This window comes from Dyadobacter sp. OTU695 (assembly GCF_038440355.1).
Taxonomy (GTDB): Bacteria; Bacteroidota; Bacteroidia; order Cytophagales; family Spirosomataceae; genus Dyadobacter.
The window spans coordinates 118879-145634 of the sequence record NZ_JASATN010000014.1 but is presented as its reverse complement, the minus strand read 5'-3'; the positions used below and the strand labels follow the sequence as shown (position 1 = coordinate 145634).

Here is a 26756-nt window from a genome sequence, read left to right as displayed (position 1 = left end):
GGTAATTACAGCGGTAGTGACGGGCGTATCGAATAATTAGTTTTGTTTTATTCAATCATGAAAAAATAGTATTGATATGGAAACGAAAACGATGGCCACTATGGCACCTGCTAATGCGCATCAGGACATCCCTGGTAATCCTTCGACGGCCAAATCGAGCAATGTAAGATTAAACGACAGAAGCAATGGAAAGCCGCTCAGATTGCTGAGCGAGGAAGATTGGGATTTCTGGACGACCAATGGCTATATCGTGGTCAGAAATGCGGTTCCGAAAGAGCAGGTCAAAAAGCTGGCCGACTTTTTGTGGGAGTTTGAAGAAAAAGACCCGAACGATCCGGAAACATGGTATGCGCCTCCCCGGGCCGAAATGAAGATGAAAGAGCTGACCAATACCGGCATGGTGGAGGTGTACAATCACCAGTACCTGTGGGATAACCGGCAATATCCGAAGGTACACGAGGCGTTCTCCGACATTTGGGGTACCGAAAGGCTTTGGGTAACCATCGACCGTGCCAATCTGAACCTGCCCCTCCGCCCGGGTTTCGAGTACAAAGGTTTTATTCACTGGGACTACGATCCGGAAACCAAACCGCAAAATGTGCAGGGCGTACTGGCACTGGCCGATCAGGACGACGAGAATATGGGCGGATTTCAATGTGTGCCGGAGTTGTTCCGGACCTACGACACCTGGAAATTGACGCAGCCCGAGGATAGAAACCATTTTCAGCCCGATGTGACAGGTTTTGAGATTGTTAAGGTAAAAATGAATGCCGGTGACCTATTGATTTTCAACAGCTCTCAGCCACATGGTATCCGCGCCAACCGCAGTAGGGACAAAGTCCGGCTTGCGCAATATATCTCGATGATGCCCGCCCAGGAAGACGACGACGCATTGCGGCAGTGGCGAATCCGCTCGTGGCGCGAACGTGAAGCGCCACAAGGTTACGCTTTTCCCGGGGACCCCAGAAACTGGGAGAAAACGCGTTATCAAACGGCCGAGTTGAGTGAGCTGGGACGCAAATTACTGGGGCTTGATCGTTGGGATTAACACTTTGAATAATGTCGGTAAATCGCGTAATAATGTAAAATAGAGGGCGTTTAGAGTTTGTAACCGCTAACAAACTTTCTTAACGTAAATTGAAGCCTCTATGAAAGCGAACCTGCTGACGCTTGCATGCCTGTTGTGCGTTATGACGAACGCATTTGCCCAAACGAGTTACCGCATTCCCGAAACTGCCGCTCATTTTCTCACCATGGGCCCCGATGCAAGGGCAGGAGGAATGGGCTATGCCGGAACGGCAACCAGTGCCGACGCGAATTCGATGTACTGGAACGTTGGCAAGCTTGCCGACGCGCCGGGGAGTTTCGGGGCTTCGGCGACGTATTCGCCCTGGTTGCCATATCTTATCGATGGTGCCTGGCTGGGGTATGCGACCGGTTATAAGAAGTTCAAAAATGGGCAGGTAGTAGGTGCTTCCGTGCAGTATTTCAGTGCTCCGTGGATAATTTCTGCTCCGGTGTTCTCCTCTGGCAGAGATATTGCGTTCAGCGGATCGTATGCCAAACAACTGGGGAGCCACGTTTCAGTGGGTGCGACACTCAAATATGTGTCGTCCGACATTGGAAATAATGTGGTGACGGGCGTTGCGCTAAAACCAGCACGTGCCGCAGTCGCAGATATCGGGTTTTATTACAAAAGTATTTCGCCGGATGGGGAGGGGAATGAAAATATGGTGTGGACCATCGGGGCCACGCTAGCGAATATCGGACCGAAGATGGACTACGGATCGGGCCATGAATTTTTTTTGCCGACGACCCTGAGGTTGGGAGGAGGCTTTTCGTATACTGCCAGCGGGCAGCACAAGCTGAATGTGACGGCAGAAGCAGGAAAGCTGCTGGTACCGACGCCTTCGCCGGGCCGGAATGTGAACCAGAAACCCTACCTGGAAGGTGTTATCCAATCGTTCTCCGACGCGCCCGGTGGCTTTAAGGAAGAAATGCAGGAAATAGTAGTGTCAATGGGCGCAGAATACTGGTACAAAAACCTGTTCGCGCTCCGGGGTGGCTACTATGCTGAAAACAAAAAGAAAGGAGACCGGAAATTCTTCACCACCGGCGCTGGCGTACGGGTTCTGAAGCATTACTCCCTCGATTTCGCTTACCTGATTCCCACAAACTCAGGCAGTCCAATGAAGAATATGTATAAAGTAACTGCTTCGGTGGATTTTTAAGACCGCGAAACGGCTCTCAATTGAAATCTGCGGATGAATTAAGGCTACCTATGAACTTTCGTCAGTTCAAGCATGCATTCTGTCAGTTGAAACATGCTTTCCGGCGTCCGGGGCGGAATGGGCTTCGGTAATGACGGGTGAAGTGAGAATTTTGTGCCGTTATGAGGTACCTGATACTCGCATTAGTGGCTATTTACCTGTGTGTTACGCAGGCGATCGCGCAGGCGGAGTGGAAGCGCGTGGCCGCGCGTGACGGGATCAAAGTGTACGCAAAAGGAGTCAGGGATTCGAAGATCAAGGCCATGAAAGCGGAATGCACATTGCATGCGGATGTCGAGGAGGTAATAGCGTTGCTGATGGATGTTGAGGCGGCAGGGCAATGGGTTTGCCATACCAAATCGTGTAAGCTGATCAAGAGAGTTTCGGATACCGAGCTGTTTTATCACACGGAAGTAAGCCTGCCCTGGCCGCTCGACAACCGTGACTTCGTCACACAATTAAAAGTACTGAGAGACGAAGCGGATGGAGTTGTTACGGTAGATGCGCCTGCCGTACCCGGCATTGTGCCTGTGCGGGAGGGTGTTGTAAGGGTTAGTCGTTCGATAAACCGATGGATAATCCGCCCATTGCCGAATGGTCAGGCTTGGGTCGAATATACACTACAGGTTGATCCGGGCGGTCACATCCCCGCCCACGTCGTCAATATGTTCGCTTGCCGGGCGCCTATCGAAACGTTTGAGAACATGCGGAAGGTGCTGGCCGCGAGAAGGAAGGCACGGACCGGCAGCCGTTGATTTTTTGATCGGCTGCCATGCTATCATCGTCTCCGTATATTGGCATGTATTTTTTGGGAATTTTTATAATTATTTTTCTAAATTGGCAAAGGAGAAATTCGGTGCGTTTTTGACATCGAAACCAAGGTTCTGAAAATCAAAGCAAAATATAAAACCATGGGAAAAGGAAAAGATCTTTTCGGACACTACAATGATCTCGCCAAGGAAAAAGGCCCCGGTAGCGAAGAAAGTAAATATGCCGGTGTTCTTTTCCAATCGCTTCTGATGCTTGGCGAGCGTCGTACTTTCGAGCTGCTGGAAGAGGCAGACGAGAAAGGCAAGAAGCTGAAATTGGAATACAATAACAATGCAAAAGCCAGCACAGCATGTCCGTGCGGCGTTACGTTGACATAGTTTGAAAGCCAAAATATTCCATACAGGCCCGGCGGATGTGCAGAATCCGCCGGGCCTTGTCGTATAACGGTGCCGTCGTTTCGTCAATTTTTTTGATCTGTTCATCCTGTTAGCTCCTATTTCGCCCTTATTGCTGTAAATTGTAGGTATAATAGCCACTTGTCCTGCATGATCGCCCAGCCTCATTCCAACCCGGATTTTAACCTTCCGCCTGCCCGGGTACATTGGTTTTTCAGGTACAAGCTCTATCACATTCCGTTCTGGATCGTTTACCACTATATATGGTGGGTAGTGGCGCTGGGGAACCCGGTCAAGGTGGTGGAAGCGCTTTTCACGACCTCTATCTTTAAGTTTCTGTTTTACGTGCTATGGCAGGCGCTGGCCGTGTATTTCAACCTGTATTTCCTTGTTCCCAGGTTTCTGGAAAAGGGTAAGTATGTCCATTACTTAGCGCTCTTGCTGTTGACTATCCTTGCCACGGCGGCTATGATCGTTCCCGGCTATTATGTTGGCGCCTGGGCGGCGGGGAAGACACTGGAAGAATTCTTTGGCCCGGGAAACTACGGGTTCTTTCATATGATGCTCGGAGGTCCGTTATCGTCGACTGTTGCGGCGACGACATTTGCGATGAGCATCAAGTTGGCTAAAAACTGGCTTCAAACGCAGCGCAGGCAACAAATACTTGAAAAGGAAAAGCTGGAAACCGAGCTGAATTTTCTGAAATATCAATTCAATCCGCATTTCCTTTTTAACAGCATTAACTCGATCTTTTTTTTGATTCATAAAGATCCGGATATGGCGTCGGCATCGCTGGCAAAATTTTCGGACCTGCTCAGGCACCAGCTTTACGAATGCAACGACCACCAGATTCCGCTGACGAAGGAAATAACCTATCTCAAAAACTTTATCGAGCTGGAAAAACTGCGGCAGAACGACAATCTGCAAGTGATTTTTAGCGTGCAGGAAGATTTCGTCGGGCAGCCGGGCATTGCGCCTTTTGTGCTCATGACTTTCATGGAAAATGCATTCAAGCATGTTTCAAGGTATCACGACCGGCCCAATTGGATCCGGGGCGACTTGCGGTTGGAACATGCAAACCTGATATTTAACCTCAGCAACTCTATCTCGGAAGAGCAAAACGAGGAAGTGGTGAATTACGGAGGAATTGGCCTCAAAAATGTGCGACGCCGGTTGGATTTGATCTATCCCGGAAAATACAAACTCGATATCCGGCGCGAGAGCGACCGCTTTATCGTTCATTTTGAGGCGGAACTGGAAAAACTGGAAACAGCCGATGTTTCTCAAATGTCTTTAAATCAGGTCGAATAAATGATTAATTGTGCGATAGTCGATGATGAACCGCTGGCGCGGGAAGGGTTGGCGGATTACGTGAAGGAAGTGGATTTCCTAAAATTGACAGGCGTTTGTGAAAATCCGGTGGAGCTGATCAGCCTGATGGACCGGGAGCCGGTCGACCTTATTTTTCTCGACATTCAAATGCCGAAAATGAGCGGCATCGATTTCCTGAAAATCATGCAAAACCCGCCTATGGCTATCATTACTACCGCCTACCCGAGTTACGCATTGGAGGGTTTTCAGCTGAATGTGATGGATTATCTGCTCAAACCGATCACTTTCGAGCGTTTTTTTAAGTCAGCCGGCAAGGCCAGGGATTATCACAAACTGCTGAGTAAATCGGCGTCGTCGAAGACGGAGGAAGACTACTTTTTTATCAAATGCGGCAGCAAATACGAGAAGATTTTCTTCGACGACATACTGTACATCGAAGGCCTGCAAAACTACGTCACGATCCATACGCGTAAAGGCAAGTACATTACGTTGCTCAACCTCAAGCATCTCGAGCAAAATCTGGACAGCCGGCATTTCATCCGCATTCACAAATCTTATATTGTCTCGATCGGCAAAATCGAAGGGATAGACGGAAATGAAATCTTCATTCAGCCGCATCGCATTCCCATCAGTCGCAACTACCGCGAGCAGGTAATCGAGCAGGTGGTCAACCGGCGGCTTATGGATAAGAACCGGTAGGTCATTTGATATTGAAATGTAGCAAGGCAATCTCCCCTGTGACTGCCTCCGATTTTTTGGATATATCCCTGTCGAACGGACGTACGAGGTTATTCCCCGCCAAATCTTCCAGCCTGGGTTCGATGAGGAGTTTGTAGGAACCGGTCCTCCATTCTTTTGCCGGTATAAAGCTGCATTGCTTTTCAAACTGGCCGATCTCCCATCGACCGGAGATTTTAGCGCCATTGCTATCCTGGATCGTAAATACTTCGCGCAAAAGGCTGTGATCCAGCGATTCCTTGAAATCGATCGTCAGTGGCTGCTCCGTCGCTTGCGTGGGCGTTACCAGGTTCCATTGCCAAGGCTGCGGCGATTGGGAATCCTTTGCGATGGTTACAAATGCCTTTTGATAAGGTTTTGCCAGTTTCTTCCCATGCACATCCGTCCATGCCTGCGATACGATAACTTGATAATGTGTGCCAGGCTGCATGGGCGCGCCCAGCCGTTTATTGGGCTGCAAATCACGCTTGATCCGTCCGGGATCGAGCCAGAGTGTTAGCACTGTCCGCCCGGGGTTCCAAAGTTCCGGTTGCAGATCCAGGAATGCACCTTCGATGGTATCGCGCTGGTTTTTGATCAGTTTGACATATTTTCCGGAAAGGCCCTCTCGCATGGGCTGATCAAAATGCAGGTAAATTTTAAGCAGGTTTTCGGGCAGCGTGTCGGCCGAAGGATAAATGGCTGTGACACGTGGCGCATTACCAGTAGGATTTTCGGGTATTTCAAAACCTCCCGCATACGTGCCATGTACGCGTACCTCGTAACGCATTCCGCGCGTGAAGGGGATCATTGGCGTGAATAATAGCCCATTATCTTTTGGCTCAAACGAACCAAAAATGGCTACGGGGTTTTGTTGATCTGCTATGTTGATTGTCACCAGAGAAGAAACGGAATCATCCGGAATAGTCTCTGTGAATGCGGTAGGGACGATGATTGCGGTCGCCTGTCCGTTTTTCCATTGAATGCCGATCGGTTCCTTACGTCTTTCTTTCCGGCATGCGAAAAGGCACACAAAAAAAGTCAGGCCGGGGATGAACGCCAGCCTGACCAATCTTTTTGCCGATCTTCTACAAATATCTTTCACTCGAAGTCCACAGGTCGAGACTGCCGTTGGACCGGCGTTGCAGCAGGATCATGCGCGAATCGTCCAGCTTGTCCATCTGGATTACATTCGTTACAGGCAATGAAACAAAGTCGACGCCTGCGGTGGCGAAGCTTTCTTCCACGGGAGTGGTCAGCGCGCCCTGGTAAGCCTCGATACTTTTGTATTTTACTTTGAAAACCGGCCGGGCCGAGTTGGACATCATCAAGAATGACTCTCCGCCTTTGCTTACCGTCACCATATCGATCGGCGAGTTGCCGCTACCCATTTCGGCGACGGTACGGCCTTTTACATGTGTGCCGGGTTTAAGCTCGTCCATCGGGAAAAGGACCAGCGGCGTGCAGGTGTAGCTCGCTACCAGGTATTTTTTGCCTTTGATTTCGGCTGTGGTAAATGTGCGGATCGGCGCTAGCGTCTCATATTTGCCGTGCGCAGCGTGGTAGATTTCCAGCGTAGATTCGTCTTGTTTGCTGGAAAAAGGAAAAGGAATGCTGCGGAAAGTCGAGTTGAATTCCTGACCGGAAAGCCCGCTCACCAGTACTTTGCCATCCGCAAAACCGATATCCGAAATGGCTGAAACCCTGACAGCATTGCCACGTTTGTCTTTTGCATCTTCCGAAGGTGCATTGTTAAGCGCCAGGCTCGAAAACGGCACATTTTTCGTGCTTACCGCTTCGATTTTATCACCCATGATTCTGAGCAGTACCGGTGTGCCATCGGCACTTTGCACAGCGCAGTAAATGTTTTTGGAAACAGGGTTCACAGCGATATCCTGAATGCTGATATGGGCGGCGTCTGTTCCCAGTAATGCGGCAATTTTCTGGTCAATATTCTTGATTTCAACGGGTTGGGTATTTGCACTGGCCGTCACATCCTTTGTGTCGATCGCGAAAACGGTCGCACTTTTGGAATCTCCCACAAGAAGCACCCCGTCCGGCCCGAAAGCCAGCCCGCTGATCGATCGGATCTCCGGTGTGCCCACTACCATGCCGTATTTGGCACGGGTCACACGCGAAGTGTTGGCCAGAAACACGAGCCCGGCAAGTGCGGCCAACAGGAAGTAAACTTTCTTCATAGCTTATCTGCGTTTAACGAGTTGACAATGAACGGCCAGCAGGATGATCACCGACCAATTATAAAGCATCGCAAACATCAAATCTACCGTTGGAAAGAGCGTGCGGGCGCAGCCCCGGCTACTTTTCCTCAATCACAGCCATAACCAGTGTAGCCGCATTATGCGCGGCAACATTGTAAAATTGGTCCATGTCCGCTTTGGCTTTGCCATCGGCCTTGTCGCTCAGGCTTCGGATGATCAGAAATGGTGTGTTTTGCTGGTAGCAGGTTTGCGCGATGGCGGCACCTTCCATTTCGGTCGCAGCGGCATTCAGGTCGCTCAGCAATCGCTTTGTGGTTTTTTCCGATGAAACAAACACATCACCGGTAACGATGATGCCGGTTTTAACTGCCGGTACAAAGCTGCCATTGTCCCGCTCCACCTTGGCCAGTTTCAGATTCTTGGAAACAGAAAGTGCCTTACTGATCAATGCGGAATCGCAATGGAATTTCAGCGGGTTTTCTTTTTTTGTAAAGGGGTTTTTTGTGGCCCAGTAATGCATTCCCGCATCGTCGAGCTGGCCAAAGTCGTGGTAGGCAACCTGAGTCCCGATCACCAGGTCACCCGGGGCCAGGGCCGGGTCTACGCCGCCTGCAATTCCCGAGAATACGATTTCGCGGGGTTTGAAATGCTGGATCATCATCACGGTCGTAATGGCGGCATTCACTTTTCCCACGCCTGTCTCTGCGAGTACGACGCGCCGGCCGCGCAATGCGCCAGTAATGAAGCGGATCTGGCTGATAATGGTATCTTTTTTTCCGGTCATCTGACTTTCCAGCAATACCAGCTCAGGCGGAAATGCGCCGAGAATGCCGGTAATGCTTTGGGACTTCGCAGAATGGAAGACAAGTAAAAAGAGGAATGCAAGTAGTGAGTTTTTCTTCATGTTGAGTTTAAAAAATCAGCGCCAGTATGGCGAAAATATCAATGATAATGAGGGCTATACTAATATCCCTGGCGTGTCCCGAAAGCAATTTCAAAGCCGTCCAGCTAAGAAATCCCCAGATAATGCCCTGGGTAATGGAGTAGGTGAATGGAATCAGCACCATCGCAAGGAATGCAGGAAACGCCTCCGAAAGATCGTTCCAGTTGATGCGGACGACAGGTTTCATCATAAAAACACCCACCAGCACCAATGCAGGAGCAGTGGCAATGGACGGTACTGCGCTCAGCAGCGGCGAAAGGAAGAGAAAGGGCAGAAACAAAACGGCCCCTGTAACAGCCGTCAGCCCGGTTTTACCTCCCTGTTCGATCCCTACCGCAGATTCAATATAAGCCGTACCCGGACTGCTGCCGGTGAGCCCGGCGATAGTCGTGGAAATGGCGTCCACCATTAGTGAACGGCGGATATTGCGCGGCTCGCCATTTTCGTCGAGCAGGTTGGAGGCTTCGGCCAGTCCTACGAATGTCGAAAGGCTGTCGAACATGTCGGTAAATACGAATGCCAGAATGATCGGTGCAAGGCTCCATTTGAGCGAATTGACGAAATCGAGCTTGAAAAGCAGGCTGAAATCGGGTTTCGACACAATGTGATCGATGGTAATAACCGTTTCCGGTCCGCCCCACCACCGGCCGATCGGCCAGGCGAGCAGGCTCGTGAGGACAATGCCGATCAGAATGCTGCCTTTTACATTGCGGATCAGAAGGATCACTGTTAGCAATAGTCCGGCGATGAATGTGAGCGTCGGCGCATTGAGGTTACCCAGGCTGATCATCGTCGCGGGATTGGGTACGATGAATTTGGCATTGGCAAAACCTATGAGCGTGATAAACAGCCCGATCCCCGCCGCGATGCCGAACCGTAAAGGTTTTGGAATAGCTTTAACAATATAGGACCGGATATTGAATGCCGATAAAATCAGGAAGAAAACCCCGGACCAGAACACCGTGCCGAGCGCCACTTGCCACGACAGGCCGTCGGTCAATACTGCGGTGTAGGTGAAAAACGCGTTAAGCCCCATTCCAGGCGCAACCAGGATCGGGTTATTGGCGTAAATGCCCATCATCAGACTGCTGAAAAACGACACCAGGATTGTTGCCGTAAGCACTGCCGGGAATGGCATGCCGGTTTGGCTGAGGATCGACGGATTTACGACGATGATATACGCCGTTGCCAGGAATGAAGAAATCCCGGCCAGGATTTCGGTGGAGATCTGCTCTTTGCGAAGCCCGGAGAATAAGGTCATATCGTTCAGGTTTATTTCAAATATATTGATTTAAATTCAATGGGGAGGCTTTTTCGTTGGGTGTAAGGGATAGTAGGCCGAAAATTGGTCATTAGTATTCCAGTAAGTTCCTATTTTGCATTGCTTTAAAAGTTGTTCTTCATTACCTGAACCATACATGCTTAACATTTCAAAGTACCCGGGCAAACGGTGGGGTGTTGCCCTGCTGGGCGCCATCACCCTGGCGTCCGTGCTGATGACCGGCTACACCTACACCCGCAATACCGCTTCCGACCGTCCTGATTCGCTACAACTGGCTTCATTTGTGGAGCCGGGTTTTCCCTACATTTCAACATCTGTCGACGCCCGCAAGCTGGGCGGCGGCTTTCCGAAAGATAACCAGGCTGCACGTACGCTCGCATTGCAGCTGGGCGACAGCGCCTACGCGTGCTTTGATACCGATTTGCTGCGGTGGTCGGTGGCGTGGACGGGCAAGTTTCTACCGATGGTGCTGATGGCGCAGGTTTCGTACAAGGATTTTTTTAACAAAAACAATAATATAGCCACCGTTCCCGGCTCGGCCGTGCTAGCAACGGGCGCCTACGCAGGATGGTCTACGGGCAAGCCGCAGTACCGCACCGACCAGTCGTTACCGCCTACCTGGAAGCCGCTTCCCGCCGGGCAGGGGCGCTATAACGGTGTGTATGTCTACGGAAACCGTTCAATACTCGATTATTCGGTCGGCAAGGCACATATTTACGAGTTGCCGGGAAGCGCCCGTTTCGAGCGCGGCGTGGCATTTACCCGCGCAATCCAGGCCGGCGATGTTTCCACCGATTTATTTCTGACTGCCGCTGAAATCGATAATGCAACCGGCAGCGAGGTAAAGGGACGAATTGCGTACGTGTACCAGGGTGTGGACAAAGATACCGTTACCGCAGTCGCGGTTTTGGGCAAAGGCAAGCCAGACTGGGAGCCCGGCGTGGAAGAGGGAAAATATCTGACGGTGAAAATACCGGCTTCTGCGAATAGCACCGAAGCGACGGTTGCCATTTGGAAAGGGCTTTCGAGGGATAAAAAGGCATTTGAAAAGTTTGTGAAAACCAAACACACGCCACTGCCTGATTTCAAAAAGGGCGGCCCCGCTTTGTGGAAAGAAACAGTTGTTACGCAAGGAAAGCTGTCGCCGGATACGGCTGCCTTCGTGACGGATCAGCTTACTTTGCCTTTGAATAATCCTTGGAAAAGAAACGTGCGTGTGGCCGATGTGGGCTTTTTTAAGGATGGAAGGGCGGCTGTCGTTACTTTTGAAGGCGACGTCTGGATGGTGGAGGGTATTGATAAAAATCTGCAAAACCTGAAATGGCGGCGCTTTGCATCGGGTCTTCACGAACCGATGAGCATCGAGATCGTGAAGGAAAGTATTTATGTTTTTGACAGAAATGGCATCATACGGTTTCATGACCTGAACAATGACGGTGTGGCCGATTACTATGAGAATTTTTCTAACGTAATGGGGCAGTCGGCCGAGTCGCGCGAGTGGGCAGGAGACCTTGTGACTGCGCCGGAAGGCAGTTTTTACATTGCAAAAGGGGGGAGTTTGAGCAACGGGCCTGGTATGACCAAAGTTACCGGCAAAGGCTTCCGGGCAGGTTCGGACCAGAACGGCACTATCCTGAAAATTTCCTTGGACGGCCGTAGCGCGGAGGTCGTAGCGACGGGTCTACGCGGGCCGTATCTTGGCATGCATCCTACGAAAGGGATTCTGACCGCTTCCGACCAGCAGGGTAACTTCGTACCTTCCACACCGATTTTTGTCATCAAGCAAGGCGATTACTTCGGCGTAGAACCTACATTGCACCGCAAAGATAACCCGGACGTTACCCCGCCATTGACCTGGATTCCTCATAGTGTCGACCGTTCGGCGATCAGCCAGGTTTGGGCTACAAGTACCAAAATGGGGCCACTGAATGATAACCTGATCCATTTTTCTTTCGGCAGACCAGGGCTGTTCCGCGTGCTGATCGATAGTACTACGAGCATTGTACAGGGCGGTGTTTCGGTGATAAATGCTAATTATCCTGCGCCGACCTCGAAAGGGGCGATGAACCCGGTTGACGAGCAACTATATGTGGCTGGTTTTAACCTCTGGGGTTCCAGCTCAAATGGGATCAGTGCATTGCTGAGGCTGCGCTACACGGGAAAACCGAGTTATTTACCTAATCATTTCCGCGCTGGCAAGCAAGGTATTGTGCTGCGTTTCGACTCACCGATGGATAAAGCCACAGCAAGCGATCCAAAGAATTTTGAAGTGAAAAGGTGGAATTACAAACGTACCGAGGAATACGGTTCAGGCCATTTCAAGCTCGACGGATCAACCGGACAAGAGACTATGTACGTGGCGGGATCCTATTTGTCGGCGGATCGCAGAAGTGTGCTGCTGCTAGTGCCTGAAATGACCGAAGTTATGCAGATGGAATTGACCTATCATCTGCAAGCCGCGGATGGCAAAAAAGTGAACGATCAGTTCTGGTTTACCATCAACCAGTCCACAGACGTCGATTTGAAAGGCTTCGAAGGCGTCGACCTCGCATTACTGAATGTAAAACGCCCCGAGCCCACAGCGGTAGCCGTGGCTGAAACGGCCGCTTCTGCCGAAAAGGGCCGGGAGATATTCCAGAAAATGGCTTGTGCCGGATGCCATTCGGAAGGTACGCGCACAAAAGGGATGTACGGCCCGCCGTTTCAGAACCTGTACAAATCGGAGCGGACTTTTGACGATGGTACCAAGGTAGTTGCCGACGAGGCCTACCTTCGGGAGTCCATTCTGACGCCTTCCAAGCGCATTATCAAAGGTTATAATGAAGAAATGCCATCGTTTGTAGGCGTGCTTTCGGACAACGATATCGAATCGGTGATTTTGTTTATCAAATCGCTTTCGGGAAAATAGCCGCTGCTCCACAGCGGCTACGAAATTTCATCCAGACTGAACGGGAGCCTGCGGATTCGCCGGCCCGTAAGGTCGAAAATGGCATTGGCAAGGGCCGGGGCAAACGGAGGCAGCCCCGGCTCACCCACGCCGCCGGGTTTCTCGTCGTTTTCCATGACGTGGACTTCAATAGGCGGTATGTCGGCGATGCGCGGCATGGAGTAGGTGTCGAAATTCTGCTGAACCGCTTTGCCGTTTTCAAAGGTCGTTGCATGTGTGGTGGCAGCGCCCAGCGCCATGACGATACTGCCCTCCACCTGTGCGCGGATAATGTCCGGGTTGACGTACCATCCGCAATCCATCAGTGCAGTCACTTTTTCGATTCTGACTTTTCCTTCCGCATTCCGGGCCACTTTCACTGCATGGCCGCAAATGCCGGTAAAGCATTCGGTAAATGCAACGCCCCAGCCCTGGTTTTTGCCACGGGATCGCCAGTTGGTTAATGCTGCCATCCGGTCGATCAAGGCCTGGTAGCGAGGGTCTGGTAAATGCTCACGCCGGAATGTCAGCGGGTCTTTGCCGGCCAAATGCGCCATTTCATCGAGAAAGCTCTCGCACGCAAACCCGTTCGTGGACGCGTACACGGAGCGCCACCACATCACGGGTATGGGTGAGTGCGTACCGGCGCCCCCGAAGCTGTAATGGGGGATTCCCTGGCGGTAGGGGTGTAGCAACCCTTCGAAATCGCCCGTATTGTAGCCGGCTGCCTCGGGAGCGGACGGTGGGACCGGTGACCATTCCTGCCCGATCCACTGGGTAGCTGTTTTGGCCTGGAACGCGTGAATGCGGCCGGCGGCGGTTAATCCGCCTTTCAAGGTATAAATTGCTCCGGGGCGGAAGGGACCGGCAGTCATATCGTCCTCTCGCGTCCATACCACTTGTACCGGCGCTTGTATTTCTTTGGAAATCAATGCGGCCTCGCAGGGGTAATCGGGGAAACCCTTTCTGCCGAAACCACCGCCGAGGAAGGTCATGTTTACCGCCACGCGCTCAATGGGGATATTGAACCGTTGGCTTAAATCGGCCTGAATCCAGTTCGCTTCCTGGATAGGCCCCCAAATCTCGATGCTGTCGGAGCGGACGTCTGCAACGCAGTTGAGCGGTTCCATGCAGCTGTGCGACTGGTAGGGAGTTTCATAAACCGCTTCCAGCTTTTGTATGCAATGATCGTATTCATTTTCAAGTTTCGGCTGCGGGCCGATCCTCTGGAGATTTTCCCGCATTTGTTTTTCGAGCGATGCGGTGTCGGGTAGTTCGAAATCCGGATCGTTCCAATTCACTTTCAATACTTTACGGCCTTGCATCGCTGCCCAGAGAGAATCGGCGACAACGGCGACGCCTTCGCAGTATTGAGAAAATACCGGTCTTTTTACCTTAAAAACGTGAGACACTCCCGGTACCTTTCGCGTCTCCAAATCGTCGAAATTCTTTACCGTATCCCTGAACCGCCTGCTGCGTTCCACAACCGCGTATTTCATGCCGGGCAGCTTTTTGTCCAGACCAAATACGGCAGATCCGTTGGTTTTTAGGGGAATATCCTTCCGAGGGGCAGATTTACCGATGATTTTATAGTCACTCCGCTTTTTTAGTACGACTTCTGTCGGTGGTTTGAGTTTGGCAGCCTCTTCGACCAATGCACCGTAGATCAGTTTCTTTTGGCTGTTCCTGTTGATAACCGCCCCATTTTCAGCGTAGCAGTCATTTCGGGAAACGTTCCATTCAGTTGCGGCAGCCTCGATGAGCATCTCGCGTGCGCAGGCGCCTGTATGCAGGAGTCGCGGTGCCCATCCGCGGACTGAAAAGCTTCCTTCCTGCGGCTGCGGGCCATATTTCTCAGGGTTGGCCGGTGCAAAAGCGACCTGAACGTCGTCCAGGTTCACTTCCAGCTCTTCTGCGAGCATTTGCGGAAGTGCCTGAAAGGTGCCCTGGCCCATTTCCGAGCGGTTGCACATCAGCGTTACCTTGCCTTCTGAGTTGATCGAAATCCAGGATAGCAACCCGGTACCCGGCTCCACGCTATTTGTTACCGGATTGACAATCTCCGGGAGCGTTTGTCCGTGCGCGGGCATGTATGCAGCTAGCGTCAGCGCCGCGCCCGACCGGGCAGCCTGACGAAGAAAATGACGACGGGAAATAGCTTGTGGCTTCATGACTGGCGTTCAACGGGAGTAGCTGGCGGCAGTCTTGATCGCCTTGCGAATGCGGGGATAGGTCCCGCACCGGCATATATTACCGTTCATGGCGGTATTAATAGCGTCGTCGTCGGGGTTCGCATTTCCTGCCAGCAATGCTACGGCCGACATAATCTGCCCGCTCTGGCAGTAGCCGCATTGCGGCACCTGCTCGGCAATCCAGGCGCGTTGCACGGGATGCGAGTTATCGTCAGAAAGACCTTCGATCGTTATTACCGGTTGCTCGCCTACTGCCGACACAGGAAAAGAGCAGGAGCGTACCGGTGCTCCGCTCAAATGCACCGTACAAGCCCCGCACTGCGCAATCCCGCAACCATATTTGGTGCCTGTAAGGCCTATCAGATCACGTATTACCCAAAGCAACGGCATTTGCTCATCGGCTTCGACAGTATAGGCTTTACCGTTAACAGAAAGCTTGTAGGAAGGCATAGGCGGTCGGGTTAGAAGTTTCGGATGCTTCGAAAGTAAAACGGGTGCCGCCCGGGTACAAATAGGATTGATAAGGTGTGGGTTTAGAAGTATGAAATGCGGTTTTTGGGAAATGGTTGGGGAGAGAAGGCAAGACTGGCGCTTGATAATCTGTTGCCGCCAGTTGGACATTGGTTTATGGGTAGATCTGCCGGTTGTTACAAATTATGAAATGTTTCAACCGGGAGGAAGCTGGTCGATCTCCATTGTGCCGATTAATCATCACTATTTAACAAACTCGAATTATGAAGAGGAAGGCAAATACTAAGGGCATCGAAAATGATGCAGAGAACTGGGTAACAGATGAAGAATTAAAGCAACGTTATCCGGAGCTTTGGAAGGCGGCGAAAGAGAAAGTGAATCGAATTGAGGCTTTGTGGACTCCGGAATTACCAGAACAACGGGCTTCGTTTAATTCGGAGAGGCGCTCCGGAAAATTGCGGGAGCGGTAAGCCCGCTCCCCTCTGGACAGATAATGTATTCCAGGATTACTAGGCAACCATAGTAAGCAGCCTGTTCAAATCCAGTCGCTTCCGAAGGCCTGACCGGTTGACAACTTCTTTCAGGTTTTTAGCTGACGATAATTGCTCATCGTTGACCATTTCGAGCAAATCTCCCAAATAATCCGGCTTGCGGCGGTTCAGGAATGTATCGGCCTCGGGTGAGTTACAGTAAATGGCTGTGAAACCTTTACCATGGCGTTCGATAATGCCCCATGTAACAAGGGTGTCGAGGAAGTCGAGGGAACTGTCACTTTGCAGGCCAAGTTTTTGCCGGATTTCGGATACGAAAAGCGGACCCGCTCCAAGTTCAGTAAAGAAGCCTAGTCTGACGGCTGTCAGCAAAGGTTTCGCAGACCAGAAACCCGTTCCGATCCGGATGATGTTCATTGGCGTAATTTCCTGTTCTTGTTCAATTTCAATCGTGTTCATGGCTAAATGAAGTTAATGTTCCGGAAGACGCGCTTCCACTGGTTGAAACATGCTCTAAATTAGTATCGGAGGCTCGATATACAGAACACCAATGTGATGAACTGCCGAAACCAAGGGTTAAACCATCCCAAAACGGGTGTAGTGTGTTCCCTCGTTAACGATCAATTCGCAGAAAGTTGTCAATAAGTTGCAGGAAATTTGAATTTAAAGCGGCCACATTGCTCACAATCGGCGGCGTGAAGGTATCTGATAAACTGGAACCTTGAAGGCATGGTTCCGGCCGTTGCTATAATGCATTGGCCGGAATATTTTCTGTTGCCCTTTCCTATCTGTTGTCGGTATATGTGGCGTTAATTGGCAAGTAATAAGCTTCCGAGCGGTCCCTTCCGAGCGCATAGTTGTTCGGTGCGTTGGCGAGATTCTGATAGGTAACCGGATTTTGGATTGATACCATCGATGGGCGGCCCTGTAATTCGCCGTCCGAAGTATAGTATGTCAGTCGTGTGAAAACAAGGCTTGTCTCACCTACAGCCATATTGAGGATGGGCGCAGGATAGTATCGGTTGGGCAACAGAACGCTGGGATCGTCGGGCTCGCCACCTGCGATCGACTCGCTGATCCAGTAACCGGTTGGCGTAGGAAATGTCGGCGGGGCGATCCGCTTTACATGCAGCCTTAATTTATATTCCAGCGTTGCGGTAGTAGTGGCTGTTCTGATGTACGAGAAGGCCATTGTGGTCAGCAAATGCACATTGTGGTTGGAGGGCGTCAACGTAGCGTAAACATCGGTGTTGGAACTTACTTTCATGACATCGATCTGCGTGATCTCAAATTCGCACGGATAGAGCCTTGGACTTCCGTTTACCCTTAAACAATTCGATTGGCCAGGCTCTCCGGGATTGACGTGGTCCGTGCAGGATAAAGCAAGTGCGATGATCAGCAAGGACAGGCTCAAAAAGGTTTTCCGTAAAATAATTTCATTTTATTGTTAAAAAGTGGTGAGTGTACGGTACTGAAATACAGTATGTTGTTTCAATAATACATCTAATTTGTAACTTTTTGGCAAAAAAATGGTACTAAATTTTTACATGAAAAGAAAATCCCCTCCTTTGTTCGGAAAGGAGGGGATTTCTTATGGTGGATACCGGTGATCAGAAGCTATACCGCAAACCAATCTGCACCTGGTAAGGGTTACCCGAAGGCGTTACCACACCCGCGGTGTTTACGCGGTACACATACTGATTTTTGGTTCTGTCGAATGCGGCAACCGCGGGCTTGCCATTGGCAGCGGGGATGCCCAGTGCATAAAGCGCCTGCGTACCGAGCGACTTGTTGCGGCCCCAGTCCTTGTTGAGGAAGTTGGCAAAGTTGAAAACGTCGGCAGAAATTTCAATGGCATGGGTACCGGCGATTTTGATCTTTTTGGAAGCACGTACGTCGAAGACGCCGTAGAAACCATTAATTCCACCGTTTCTTTCAGCAATTTTACCTGAGTTTTTGGTGATATAATCTTTAATGCTCTGGCTGGCGTCCTTGTTGTCGAGGATGGCCTGGAGACCCGTACGCACGTTTTCAGGCACGCTCGGATCGTTTCTGTCGAAAACAAATGCGAGGTCGTTGGTTCCTACGAAGTCGCCGTTGGTATTTCCACCCGAAAGCAGCGTGTAGCGCGTTCCGCCGATGCCCGAGTAACGAACGCCCACGTTTACACCCCAGAAGCTGGGCAGTGAGCCGTAGAACACGATTTTGTGACGGAACTGGTTGTCCGAATAAGACATCAGGCTCAGGTTACGTGGGTCGTCCCTTACCGGCAATGAAAGCGTTGCACTGTTGGCCACGTTACCGTTGAACGACGTGTTGTCCTTCACATCATTATAAGTATAGCTCAATGTGATCTTTCCATCGCGGAAATATTCATATTCCACATCGGCCACGGCAGAGAATGCATTCACCTTACCTTGGCTGTTAAGTTCCAGCACCCGGCCGAATTGGGTCGATTTACGTCCCTTCAACCAGTCGCCGGCGCCGTTTGTCGGCATTTGATCGCCGCCCGGTACGTATACGCCGCGGTTACCCTCGTTGGCAAGACGGAAGAACGGTTCGTCCACCATGTTTCTGTCCACATACATATAGTTATTACGGCCCAGGCTCATGTAACCTGCGATACCCACTTTCAGTTTGTCGGTCAGGTACTTGGCGTAAGAAACGTTAGCCTTGTAAATGATGGGCACACGTGCGTCTTTGGCATTGGTATTGATCGTCGGCAACTGGAATTGCGCCAACGTAGGAATGCTGTTGTAGTTGGCACGGTAAGCGGCGAAATCTGGAGTAGGCACGTTCGGGCTGCGCACATCGACTGTCGCCAGGTGCTTCCCGTCGAATGTAAGGTTGTTGATTACCACATAGTTGTTGATGTCCGAAGCGAACACGCCTGCGCCGAGACGGAAAATATCGGTATGCTTTTCGTTCACATCCCAGGTAAATTGCACGCGAGGTTGTGCCACGAACGACTTGATCTTGTTATCGGTGCGGATTTTCAAGGCGTCGTACAGGGTCTGGTTCAAAGGCGAGCTCGGGTAATGCGCATAGTCGAGGCGAAGGCCTGCCACTACGTCCAGGCCGGTTGCGAGGCTGGTTTTTAATTGACCATAAATACCTGCATTCCAGATTGTGCCTTTTACCGACCAGTCGTCCATCAAAGGTACTTCACGGTAGTATCGGTATGGTTTGAGGTCATTGAACTGGTCGAGGGCCGTTTTGCCCGCAGCAGCGTCCACGTTGTAGTGGAAGCGACCGTTCACCTCCGAGCCGTAAGTGGAGTGCGACCGCGTCATCATGATGTCCGCACCAAAGGTGTATTCCACTTTATCTGTGTTGTAGTACAGGTTATCAACCAGTTGAACCACATTGTTGGTAAAACGCTCCTGAGCGAAACGGTGACCGCCCATCTGAATGTTGGTCGAGCGCGAATTGCCGTCGCTCAGCACGGAATTGACGTTCTCTACGATCGCCCTGGGAATGTTGGCTGCCGGAAGCTGATCGCCGGGAGCACTTTTTTGTTTGACAAACAAATGTTGCACTTTCAGCTCGTTGGTCACTTTCGAATTGAGTGTCGAACGGAGCGATGCGAGCAGGCTATTGTCCTGGTTAAAATCGTTTCCATACGATTCGTAGGCGTTGATCGTGGTGTTATCCGCCAGACCGAGCTTGTTGCGGTCGTTGGTGTAGTTGTTGCGGATCGTCAGAAGGTTTCTGTTGTTCAGCTGCCAGTCGAGGCGTAAAAATGCCGCGTCAGAACCACGTTTTTTATCGAATGATCCAAACTGCGGGGTATCGGACATGCCGTATTTGCTGCGGGCAATGTTCACGAACTGATCCAGCGTGGCGCGGGTCACATTGAACCGGTTTTCGTCAACCGGGCTGAGAATGTCCGCGATGATCAACGGACGGCTGTCCTGCTGATGGTCCCAGGCCAGGAAGAAGTGCAGCTTATCTTTCAATATCGGGCCGCCGAGGGAAAACCCAAACTGGTTGGTAGAGAATTTGTTATTGATTTTGTTGCCGCGAATATCATAGGGGCTCGACAACCAGTCGGCACGCGTGTAGTTGAATGCGCTACCGCTCAGTTGGTTGGTGCCTGATTTCGTAACCGCGCTGATCGTACCACCGCCGCTGCGTCCGTAGGTAACGTCATACTGGTTGGTAACCACCTGAAATTCACGTACCGCTTCGATCGAAATCGAATAGGGGGCGCCGCTTCGGCTGGTTGTCGCGCCGGCAGAAGTCGGGTTTTTGGAACTCATACCATCAATGGTATAACCTGTCGAAGAGCCCAGTTGCCCGGAAATGTTACCACCGCGGCTCAATGGCGAGAGGTCCATGAGTGACGTGAAATTCCGACCGTTCACCGGCAAACGGGTGATATCCCTTGCCGAAATGGCGGTGGAAGCACCGAGGTTTTCGATCTTGTTCTTGATGCCCGAAGCCACAACGCTTACCACTTCCAGTGTTTGGCCGGCCTCTTTCATGCTCATTTTAACCTTCACGGCATCGCCCTGGTGGAGGAGATAGCCTGTCAGCTTTTGTTCGCCGAATCCGATGTAAGTGGCTGTAATAGTGTAAGGACCGCCCAGTGGAAGTTCTTTAAAGGCATATTCGCCTTTTGCATTGGTAACGGTTCCCGTTGTGAAGCCGGTTGATTCGTTTTTCACCTGAACGGTCGCGCCCGCCAGTACTGCATTCTGGTCGTCGGTGACCGTACCGGCGATCGACGCCTGCGTTGTTTGAGCCCTCAACACTACGATGTTACCGAAGCAGCAAAGCAATGTCAGGATGATAGGAAGTAAAAATCTCTTATGCATGAGCATGTTGTTGGTTAAACAAAATTTGCCGCAAAAGAAGAGGATCTACTTGTCCAGGGTGTTATTAGAATATTATGTAATTGTAAAGTCGTAGTCACATCCAATTCTACCCGCCGCAATGCCTACTAGAAAAACTGGATTTTTTTTTCGCCGCATTGTCCAATCCTGAAGAGCGTGTTCGTCATGGATATGAATTTTGAATGACTGAATGACCGAATATTTTTTCAGAATTGTCATCTGTGGTCACGAATTGTCATCGAGTCATTCAATCACTCAGTCATTCAGTCATTCAATCATTCAATCATTCAGTCATTCAATCATTCAACATTACCATGGAACAACGGATCAATTTTCTGGAGAAAGGACAAAAAGCAATCAAAGCCATGTACGGTCTGAGCGGTTATCTTGCCAAATCACAGGTCGAGAGACGGCTGTTAAACCTGATCTACCTGCGCGTGTCGCAGATCAACGGCTGCGCATTTTGCCTTGATATGCATTCCAAAGACCTGCGGGCAGAGGGCGAAACCGAGCAGCGGCTGTACCTGCTGAATGCCTGGCGGGAAGCACCTTTTTACTCAGATCGCGAGCGCGCCGCACTGGCATATGCCGAAGCTGTGACCGTCCTGAAAGACCGCGAAGTTACCGACGAAGTATTTGACGCCGTCAACGCCCAGTTTACAGACGAGGAAATCATCGATTTGACGCTCGCGATAACCACCATCAATTCATACAACCGCTTTAATATCGCATTCCGCACCGAAGCCGGAAGTTATGAACCGGGTCAGTTTGCGGTGCATTAAGCACGTCATCAACATACAATTCCGAAGCTGTTTATCAGTGTTTGCCCGCCGGATCTGAGCGATCGATCAGCGGGCAAACATTTGACAAGCTATCCCACCACTTTCACCAGCGCGGCAACTTCCTGGTTGGCCAGGCCGGAAGATTCTGCTTTTTGCAGCAGGTCGCTGATCGCTTTAACAAAATCTCCCTGGGCACCCACATTGCGAAATGCATCGTGAATGCGCTGTATGGCTGCAATGCTGATCGACATCGGACTTTGGCTGACTGTAAAATCGCCCTTTTCCACCACACCAATCTGGTGTTTGAAAAACTCCGTAAACCCGGGTGTAATCTCGCCTAGTATTTCACTGAATGCGCCGAGTGGCAAGCCGGTTTTTTGTGCAAGGACAATTCCATAAATCAAGCCGGTGTAGGAACCATACAGCCAGGTCAAGGTAGCGAGGTCCATGGCCGAAGCCATTGCCGCACGGTCGCCCAGGTATTTGATATTTCCTCCAAAAACGGCTAATGCATCCCGGCTGCGTTCGAAATGCCCGTGGTTACCCGATACGATGATGGTTGTTTCGGGCAGGCCCATCTGGTCCGGCGCAGCCTGAATAGCGCCATTGATATACCCCGCATTTATATCGGCAAGCGACGTTTCCAGTGCTTCGGCCTCCTGCGGATTTGCCGTAGTAAAGTTGATGAGCGTTTTGCCGGCTAAAATGGATTTGTCGCCGATGTTATCCAGAATACGCTCTACTGCTGCATAGTCCAGCACGCATATCACGATTAGCGGGCTCTGGCGCACTGCTTCTTCCAGGTTTTCAAACACTTTTACGCCCGTAATACTGTCGGCTTTGGCGCGGGTACGATTCCAAACGGACACGTCATAACCCTTTGTAACCGGCAATTCGGCAAGTCGCCGCCCCATTTGTCCTGAACCTATAATGGTGATTTGTTTTGTACTCATTTTGTGTTCGTTTTGAATTAATGAACACAAAATTCGCGAGTGGCAAGGGTGCCGTCAATTACCGAAAAAAGATTCGGTAACCGAAAATTTGTTCGGTATTGAGTAAATTAGGGCTGGGTAAAGCGATTGTTATCAACTCGATCATCAACCATATGTACCAACGGAAAACACCCGAAGACCTCGAATGCGGCATCACCATTGCCATGAAAGTGTTTGGAGCAAAATGGAAACCATGCCTGCTCGATGCCATCGATCGTGGGTTTCGTCGTCCCAGTGAAATGCATCGTGAGATCCGGGACGCCACTCCGCGCGTGCTCGACATGCAGCTGCGCGAGCTGGAAGCGAGCGGGGTTGTTGAAAAATGCCAGTGTGGCGGTTTTCCGCTCTATACCGAATATACACTCACCGACATTGGACGGAGCATCATGCCGGTTATCGCCCGAATGAACGAATGGGGGCTATCGCACAGGGAACGCGTGGCCGGGGAAAGCTTTCAGTCCATATCCTTGTAATGGCGCACCTTCTGGAACATTTCAATCAGCGTGGTCACCTGAAGCTTTTCAAATAACCGTGCTTTGTAGGTGCTGACGGAGCTTTCGGTAAGGTCCAGTTGGGAGGCTATTTCCTTGACCCAGAATCCCTCGATCAGCATGTCCATGATCGTGATTTCACGAACTGATAAGTCCAGGAGCGGATTGTCGGCCTTGTAATTATGCTTGTCGAGCTGGTTGAGCAGTTCAAATCTGATCCTCGGGCTCACGTACCTGCCCGTATCCGCCACAGATATAATGGCGGTTCGCAATTCGTCAGTACCCGAGTTTTTTGACACAAAACCGTTGGCTCCCGCGCGGAGATAATGAATGCCATAAATTCTTTCTTCAACGGCCGAAAAGACAAGTATGGCAACATTTTTTTGAATTGCACGCATCATTCCTATCATCTCAAACCCCTGTCCGTCAGGAATCTGAATATCAAGAATGATCAGATCCTGCGGTTGCATCTGAAGCTCGGCCAAAGCTGCATTGAAAGAGCCCGCTTCGTGAATTACTGCGGCTTTGAATATATCCTGTACGAGTATTTTTGTCGCGAGCCTGATAATCTGATAATCTTCTACAATCAAAATGTTTTTCATCCGGACATTTTCAAATTCAAAAAACTGCCTTCAATTTATTGCCAAGGTCCAGAGAATGAATGATTAAATAGGAACATTGACTAATGCTCTTTTTAAAATCCATGGATAGGGGGAGAATTAAATTCAATATTTCCCTGGTCGTTTCAATATCAAAAGGAAATTCCTAAAATAAAAGTAATTCTTATATAAAAGAATCGAATAGAAGTTGTGCAGCTTTTTCGGATTTGCCGGCTCCGATGCCTGACGTTCGCATATATACGGATGGTGGTAGAATGTATCGTCAGGATGTTAAATGCTGAGAGCCGCCAGCCGGGTCCAGTATCAGTTCAAGATCCACACTGAATTCAGATTCGGTTTGCTGTACCGACAATTTGTGCCTGTCGGGATAAAGTAACTGAAGTCGCTTCGAAGTATTGCTCAGTCCGAACCCGCCGACTTTTTCGTCCCGCGCCCGGTTTTGGGAGCGGGTGTTTTGAGGTATATTATTCTTGATTTTAAAGTATAGTGTATTGTGATTCAAGATGATGGAAAGATCTACGTAAGACGCGTACTTGCTTTTGGCGGTACCATGTTTGAATGCATTTTCGACGAACGACACAAGCAGGAGCGGGGCGATGATGTACTCCTCAGGGTTCCCTGCCAGCTGATAATTGATTGTCACTTTATCCGAGAAACGTGCGCGTTCCAGATCCAGGTAATTTTCTATGTAACCGACTTCGCTTGACAAGAGTACGCTTTCCTTGCTCGATTCGTAAAGACTGTACCGCATCAGATCGGATAATTTAAGTACCAGGTCGGCAGCCTGCTCGTCGACATCTACCGTTTTGGTATAGATCGCATTGAGTGTGTTGAATAGGAAATGCGGATTGATCTGCGATTTGAGAAAGCTCAGTTCAAGATTGAGATTGTTTTTTTGTAATTGTAAACTTTGTGTTTGCAGGTTCAGGTTTGTTTTTTCTAGTTTGAGCCGTTCCATTTCCAGTTGCATATTTTTTGTCCTGGAATTAATAATGTCACGCATAACCTTGATGGCAAGCAGCGGCGTGATGTAATATAAGCTCCATGCATAGTCGGTGTATGCGATGTCGAAATTGATGAAGCAACTGGCCCAATGGCTGCGGGCCTGATAAAAGTCCCACAATTTGCGGATATAAATAGGATTATATTCAGACCCGTTTGTAATGGTTGCCAGGTACCTGATTTCATAATAGTTGCTGAGATGGACCAGCAGAAATATGATAAGCAGGCTTATAATCAGTGAAAATATTTTTCTGGTATACAAAAAACGTGGAAAGACCACATACCCCAGCAGGTAGAACACTGAAATGGATTGCAGGAAAACTACAACAGAAGCGTGCGCTATTACAGCCAGGTTATCTCTGGTAAGCGCAGGAATACTGTAATACCGCACGACGCACCAGAGCGCTATCCATGCCAGCAAATGATAAATAACTCTGGTAATTTTTGCGCTTTTTTTAGAAAAGATAGGATTAATGCGCATCGTCCATCAGATTCTGTTCTTCTGTAAAGCCGCTAGTACATTAGCGCGATAGGTTACGCCTATCGGAATTTTCCGACCGCTGTTTGTAGTAATCTCATTGCCTTCAATTTCGCGTATCACTTTTTTATTAACGATATAGGAACGGTTTACCCTCAGAAACTGTGCGACGGGTAGCGCTTCTTCGATTTTGGCCATAGTCATATGAATAATAGCTACACGATCAGCCCAATATAATTTAAGGTAGTCGCGCATGCCTTCAATGAAGTGGATTTCACTGGGAGCTACTTTAATGAGTTTTTTATTCTCTTTCAATAAAAGGAAGTCATTTCGTGTACCGGTGAATGCTGTATCCAGCACGCGTTCCTGCGGTTCTTTGGGTGATGAAACGGATTTCCCCCCTGGTTCGGAAACGCCCGGTAAATGTTTCTGAAGACGCGCACTGTCCACCTTGTTGATGGCCTTTAAGAACCTTTCGAAAGAGACGGGTTTTAGAAGGTAATCCGTCAGCTCGTGCTCGTAACCTTCCAATGCGTAGGATGGGTCGGCTGTAATCATGATCACGGCGGGCCGGATAGCAGGAAGTAGCTTTAAAAGCTCAAATCCGGTCATTTCGGGCATTTCGATATCCAGAAATACAATGTCCGGTTTTACTTCCCTGATCAGGAACAGGGCATCGGTAGCACTCTCGGCAGTGCCGACCAATTCAAGAAAGGGAACTTTCTGCACATATTTTTCGATCAATCGGCGTGCATCAGCCTCATCGTCTACAATTATACACCGCAACCTGCCGGGAGACAACATACTCTGACCTTAACTACTGTACTAAATTTCATTCGTCTGCAATAATATAGGTATTGGTCGAAATTAATGCATAATTCGGCGAAATTATTTTAGTTCGCCAGCTATTTAGGATTACTTTAAAGCCAGTAAGGAAAGGAAGCTTTGTGAAAGAAATAAAGACGCTATTGGCCATGATTAAAAAACATACAGGAATTGCATTTAAAGGGGGATTTAAAGAACGCTCGTCGTCCCTGTTTCATACTAACCACTATTACACTTCATTTGCAAACTTTGCCGGTAATCCGGTATTGCACAGTTTGATTTTAGCAAAATTAAACTGAGGATCTACGACTTCCACGTACTGCCGGGCATTGAATATGTCGTTTGATTTGGATTTGAGCTGGAAAAGCGCAATTTTTATCTAAGAAAACAAACAATCCGGCCTGGTACTGGAAAATGATAACTTTTATAAGTAAAATGGGTGCTTAAAAATTGAAAAGCTCCTGGCATTTTGTCAGGGGCTTTTTTGTTTGCAATTTCACCAAAAGCAAGCCGATAATTAATTCACCTTTGTGGAATGTTCTAGCTTTTTTTGTAGCTAAATATTGACAATTTTGTCATCTTCGGCCAGGATACTGTTAAGTCATTTACGGGCTAAACCGTGCCGGGCCACCTGTCGGGATACAATGTGCCCTGCCTTCACGGCGACATGCGTGCCATACTGCCGAAATTGAATGACTAGTTGCGTATATATATAGGCG

The 26756-nt window shown here is 49.8% G+C and carries 23 protein-coding genes; 10 read left to right on the top strand and 13 right to left on the bottom strand.

What is annotated here, in order from left to right:
- The first annotated feature begins 76 nt into the window (after positions 1–76).
- The 6 genes from AAHB90_RS23490 (at position 77) to AAHB90_RS23465 (ending at position 5467) form a co-directional block, all read left to right on the top strand.
- Complete coding sequence (locus tag AAHB90_RS23490; protein WP_342087687.1) at positions 77–1048, top strand: phytanoyl-CoA dioxygenase family protein; 972 nt, start codon at positions 77–79, stop codon at positions 1046–1048.
- 100 nt (positions 1049–1148) lie between these two features.
- Complete coding sequence (porV, locus tag AAHB90_RS23485) at positions 1149–2231, top strand: type IX secretion system outer membrane channel protein PorV (protein ID WP_342087686.1); 1083 nt, start codon at positions 1149–1151, stop codon at positions 2229–2231.
- A gap of 161 nt (positions 2232–2392) precedes the next feature.
- Entirely contained in the window at positions 2393–3025 is a 633-nt protein-coding gene (locus AAHB90_RS23480; protein WP_342087685.1) for an START domain-containing protein, read from the top strand.
- 156 nt (positions 3026–3181) lie between these two features.
- A complete protein-coding gene (locus AAHB90_RS23475) occupies positions 3182–3418 on the top strand; it encodes a hypothetical protein (RefSeq protein ID WP_342087684.1) in 237 nt (78 codons plus the stop codon).
- Positions 3419–3586: 168 nt separating this feature from the next.
- Entirely contained in the window at positions 3587–4747 is a 1161-nt protein-coding gene (locus tag AAHB90_RS23470; protein ID WP_342087683.1) for a sensor histidine kinase, read from the top strand.
- Entirely contained in the window at positions 4748–5467 is a 720-nt protein-coding gene (locus AAHB90_RS23465; protein ID WP_342087682.1) for a LytR/AlgR family response regulator transcription factor, read from the top strand.
- A gap of 1 nt (position 5468) precedes the next feature.
- Here AAHB90_RS23465 and AAHB90_RS23460 read toward each other — a convergent pair whose 3' ends face one another.
- The 4 genes from AAHB90_RS23460 to AAHB90_RS23445 all read right to left on the bottom strand — a co-directional run bounded on the left by AAHB90_RS23460 (position 5469) and on the right by AAHB90_RS23445 (position 9908).
- Positions 5469–6590, bottom strand: a complete 1122-nt coding sequence (locus AAHB90_RS23460; RefSeq protein ID WP_342087681.1) for a hypothetical protein — start codon at positions 6588–6590, stop codon at positions 5469–5471.
- Positions 6574–7683 (bottom strand): hypothetical protein, encoded by a 1110-nt coding sequence (locus AAHB90_RS23455; RefSeq protein ID WP_342087680.1) that lies wholly within the window; start codon positions 7681–7683, stop codon positions 6574–6576. Before AAHB90_RS23455 ends, AAHB90_RS23460 begins: the two co-directional genes overlap by 17 nt.
- A 118-nt stretch (positions 7684–7801) precedes the next feature.
- On the bottom strand, positions 7802–8608 hold the full coding sequence (locus AAHB90_RS23450; protein ID WP_342087679.1) for a 5'-methylthioadenosine/adenosylhomocysteine nucleosidase: 807 nt from the start codon (positions 8606–8608) through the stop codon (positions 7802–7804).
- A gap of 7 nt (positions 8609–8615) precedes the next feature.
- Positions 8616–9908 (bottom strand): NCS2 family permease, encoded by a 1293-nt coding sequence (locus AAHB90_RS23445; RefSeq protein WP_342087678.1) that lies wholly within the window; start codon positions 9906–9908, stop codon positions 8616–8618.
- Positions 9909–10065: 157 nt separating this feature from the next.
- On the opposite strand from AAHB90_RS23445, the gene AAHB90_RS23440 reads away from it, so the two are divergent.
- Positions 10066–12837 (top strand): DUF6797 domain-containing protein, encoded by a 2772-nt coding sequence (locus tag AAHB90_RS23440; protein ID WP_342087677.1) that lies wholly within the window; start codon positions 10066–10068, stop codon positions 12835–12837.
- Between the two features lie 17 nt (positions 12838–12854).
- Here AAHB90_RS23440 and AAHB90_RS23435 read toward each other — a convergent pair whose 3' ends face one another.
- Positions 12855–15026: a xanthine dehydrogenase family protein molybdopterin-binding subunit gene (locus tag AAHB90_RS23435; protein WP_342087676.1), complete on the bottom strand. Its 2172-nt coding sequence runs from the start codon at positions 15024–15026 to the stop codon at positions 12855–12857.
- Positions 15027–15035: 9 nt separating this feature from the next.
- Positions 15036–15497 (bottom strand): (2Fe-2S)-binding protein, encoded by a 462-nt coding sequence (locus AAHB90_RS23430; RefSeq protein ID WP_342087675.1) that lies wholly within the window; start codon positions 15495–15497, stop codon positions 15036–15038.
- Between the two features lie 284 nt (positions 15498–15781).
- Between AAHB90_RS23430 and AAHB90_RS23425 the strand changes: the two genes are divergently transcribed.
- Positions 15782–15988, top strand: a complete 207-nt coding sequence (locus tag AAHB90_RS23425) for a hypothetical protein (protein ID WP_342087674.1) — start codon at positions 15782–15784, stop codon at positions 15986–15988.
- A 39-nt stretch (positions 15989–16027) separates the two neighbouring features.
- Here AAHB90_RS23425 and AAHB90_RS23420 read toward each other — a convergent pair whose 3' ends face one another.
- The 3 genes from AAHB90_RS23420 to AAHB90_RS23410 form a co-directional block, all read right to left on the bottom strand.
- Positions 16028–16468, bottom strand: a complete 441-nt coding sequence (locus AAHB90_RS23420; RefSeq protein WP_342087673.1) for a methyltransferase family protein — start codon at positions 16466–16468, stop codon at positions 16028–16030.
- Between the two features lie 325 nt (positions 16469–16793).
- The gene (locus tag AAHB90_RS23415) at positions 16794–17423 is read right to left on the bottom strand and encodes a hypothetical protein (protein ID WP_342087672.1); all 630 of its coding nucleotides are present in this window, start codon (positions 17421–17423) and stop codon (positions 16794–16796) included.
- Positions 17424–17619: 196 nt separating this feature from the next.
- The gene (locus AAHB90_RS23410; RefSeq protein WP_342087671.1) at positions 17620–20835 is read right to left on the bottom strand and encodes a carboxypeptidase regulatory-like domain-containing protein; all 3216 of its coding nucleotides are present in this window, start codon (positions 20833–20835) and stop codon (positions 17620–17622) included.
- A 326-nt stretch (positions 20836–21161) separates the two neighbouring features.
- Here AAHB90_RS23410 and AAHB90_RS23405 point away from each other — a divergent pair, with 326 nt between their 5' ends.
- Positions 21162–21629: a carboxymuconolactone decarboxylase family protein gene (locus AAHB90_RS23405; RefSeq protein ID WP_342087670.1), complete on the top strand. Its 468-nt coding sequence runs from the start codon at positions 21162–21164 to the stop codon at positions 21627–21629.
- Positions 21630–21718: 89 nt separating this feature from the next.
- On the opposite strand, the gene AAHB90_RS23400 is transcribed toward AAHB90_RS23405, so the two are convergent.
- A complete protein-coding gene (locus AAHB90_RS23400; protein ID WP_342087669.1) occupies positions 21719–22582 on the bottom strand; it encodes an NAD(P)-dependent oxidoreductase in 864 nt (287 codons plus the stop codon).
- 98 nt (positions 22583–22680) lie between these two features.
- On the opposite strand from AAHB90_RS23400, the gene AAHB90_RS23395 reads away from it, so the two are divergent.
- Positions 22681–23094: a winged helix-turn-helix transcriptional regulator gene (locus AAHB90_RS23395; RefSeq protein WP_342087668.1), complete on the top strand. Its 414-nt coding sequence runs from the start codon at positions 22681–22683 to the stop codon at positions 23092–23094.
- Here the strand turns inward: AAHB90_RS23395 and AAHB90_RS23390 are convergent.
- The 3 genes from AAHB90_RS23390 to AAHB90_RS23380 all read right to left on the bottom strand — a co-directional run bounded on the left by AAHB90_RS23390 (position 23076) and on the right by AAHB90_RS23380 (position 25941).
- Positions 23076–23714 (bottom strand): response regulator transcription factor, encoded by a 639-nt coding sequence (locus AAHB90_RS23390; RefSeq protein ID WP_342087667.1) that lies wholly within the window; start codon positions 23712–23714, stop codon positions 23076–23078. The genes AAHB90_RS23395 and AAHB90_RS23390 overlap by 19 nt on opposite strands.
- A gap of 280 nt (positions 23715–23994) precedes the next feature.
- Complete coding sequence (locus AAHB90_RS23385) at positions 23995–25215, bottom strand: sensor histidine kinase (protein ID WP_342087666.1); 1221 nt, start codon at positions 25213–25215, stop codon at positions 23995–23997.
- A gap of 6 nt (positions 25216–25221) precedes the next feature.
- A complete protein-coding gene (locus tag AAHB90_RS23380; RefSeq protein ID WP_446717921.1) occupies positions 25222–25941 on the bottom strand; it encodes a LytR/AlgR family response regulator transcription factor in 720 nt (239 codons plus the stop codon).
- Positions 25942–26756: the final 815 nt, after the last annotated feature.

Excerpts from the sequence above, each read along its gene's own strand:
- AAHB90_RS23455 (WP_342087680.1), bottom strand. The coding sequence starts at position 7,683 with ATGAAGAAAGTTTACTTCCTGTTGGCCGCACTTGCCGGGCTCGTGTTT.
- AAHB90_RS23390 (WP_342087667.1), bottom strand. The coding sequence starts at position 23,714 with ATGAAAAACATTTTGATTGTAGAAGATTATCAGATTATCAGGCTCGCG.
- AAHB90_RS23465 (WP_342087682.1), top strand. The coding sequence starts at position 4,748 with ATGATTAATTGTGCGATAGTCGATGATGAACCGCTGGCGCGGGAAGGG.
- AAHB90_RS23435 (WP_342087676.1), bottom strand. The coding sequence starts at position 15,026 with ATGAAGCCACAAGCTATTTCCCGTCGTCATTTTCTTCGTCAGGCTGCC.
- porV (WP_342087686.1), top strand. The coding sequence starts at position 1,149 with ATGAAAGCGAACCTGCTGACGCTTGCATGCCTGTTGTGCGTTATGACG.
- AAHB90_RS23410 (WP_342087671.1), bottom strand. The coding sequence starts at position 20,835 with ATGCTCATGCATAAGAGATTTTTACTTCCTATCATCCTGACATTGCTT.
- AAHB90_RS23480 (WP_342087685.1), top strand. The coding sequence starts at position 2,393 with ATGAGGTACCTGATACTCGCATTAGTGGCTATTTACCTGTGTGTTACG.
- AAHB90_RS23470 (WP_342087683.1), top strand. The coding sequence starts at position 3,587 with ATGATCGCCCAGCCTCATTCCAACCCGGATTTTAACCTTCCGCCTGCC.
- AAHB90_RS23440 (WP_342087677.1), top strand. The coding sequence starts at position 10,066 with ATGCTTAACATTTCAAAGTACCCGGGCAAACGGTGGGGTGTTGCCCTG.
- AAHB90_RS23405 (WP_342087670.1), top strand. The coding sequence starts at position 21,162 with ATGGAACAACGGATCAATTTTCTGGAGAAAGGACAAAAAGCAATCAAA.
- AAHB90_RS23475 (WP_342087684.1), top strand. The coding sequence starts at position 3,182 with ATGGGAAAAGGAAAAGATCTTTTCGGACACTACAATGATCTCGCCAAG.
- AAHB90_RS23490 (WP_342087687.1), top strand. The coding sequence starts at position 77 with ATGGAAACGAAAACGATGGCCACTATGGCACCTGCTAATGCGCATCAG.
- AAHB90_RS23450 (WP_342087679.1), bottom strand. The coding sequence starts at position 8,608 with ATGAAGAAAAACTCACTACTTGCATTCCTCTTTTTACTTGTCTTCCAT.
- AAHB90_RS23430 (WP_342087675.1), bottom strand. The coding sequence starts at position 15,497 with ATGCCTTCCTACAAGCTTTCTGTTAACGGTAAAGCCTATACTGTCGAA.
- AAHB90_RS23385 (WP_342087666.1), bottom strand. The coding sequence starts at position 25,215 with ATGCGCATTAATCCTATCTTTTCTAAAAAAAGCGCAAAAATTACCAGA.
- AAHB90_RS23425 (WP_342087674.1), top strand. The coding sequence starts at position 15,782 with ATGAAGAGGAAGGCAAATACTAAGGGCATCGAAAATGATGCAGAGAAC.
- AAHB90_RS23445 (WP_342087678.1), bottom strand. The coding sequence starts at position 9,908 with ATGACCTTATTCTCCGGGCTTCGCAAAGAGCAGATCTCCACCGAAATC.
- AAHB90_RS23400 (WP_342087669.1), bottom strand. The coding sequence starts at position 22,582 with ATGAGTACAAAACAAATCACCATTATAGGTTCAGGACAAATGGGGCGG.
- AAHB90_RS23420 (WP_342087673.1), bottom strand. The coding sequence starts at position 16,468 with ATGAACACGATTGAAATTGAACAAGAACAGGAAATTACGCCAATGAAC.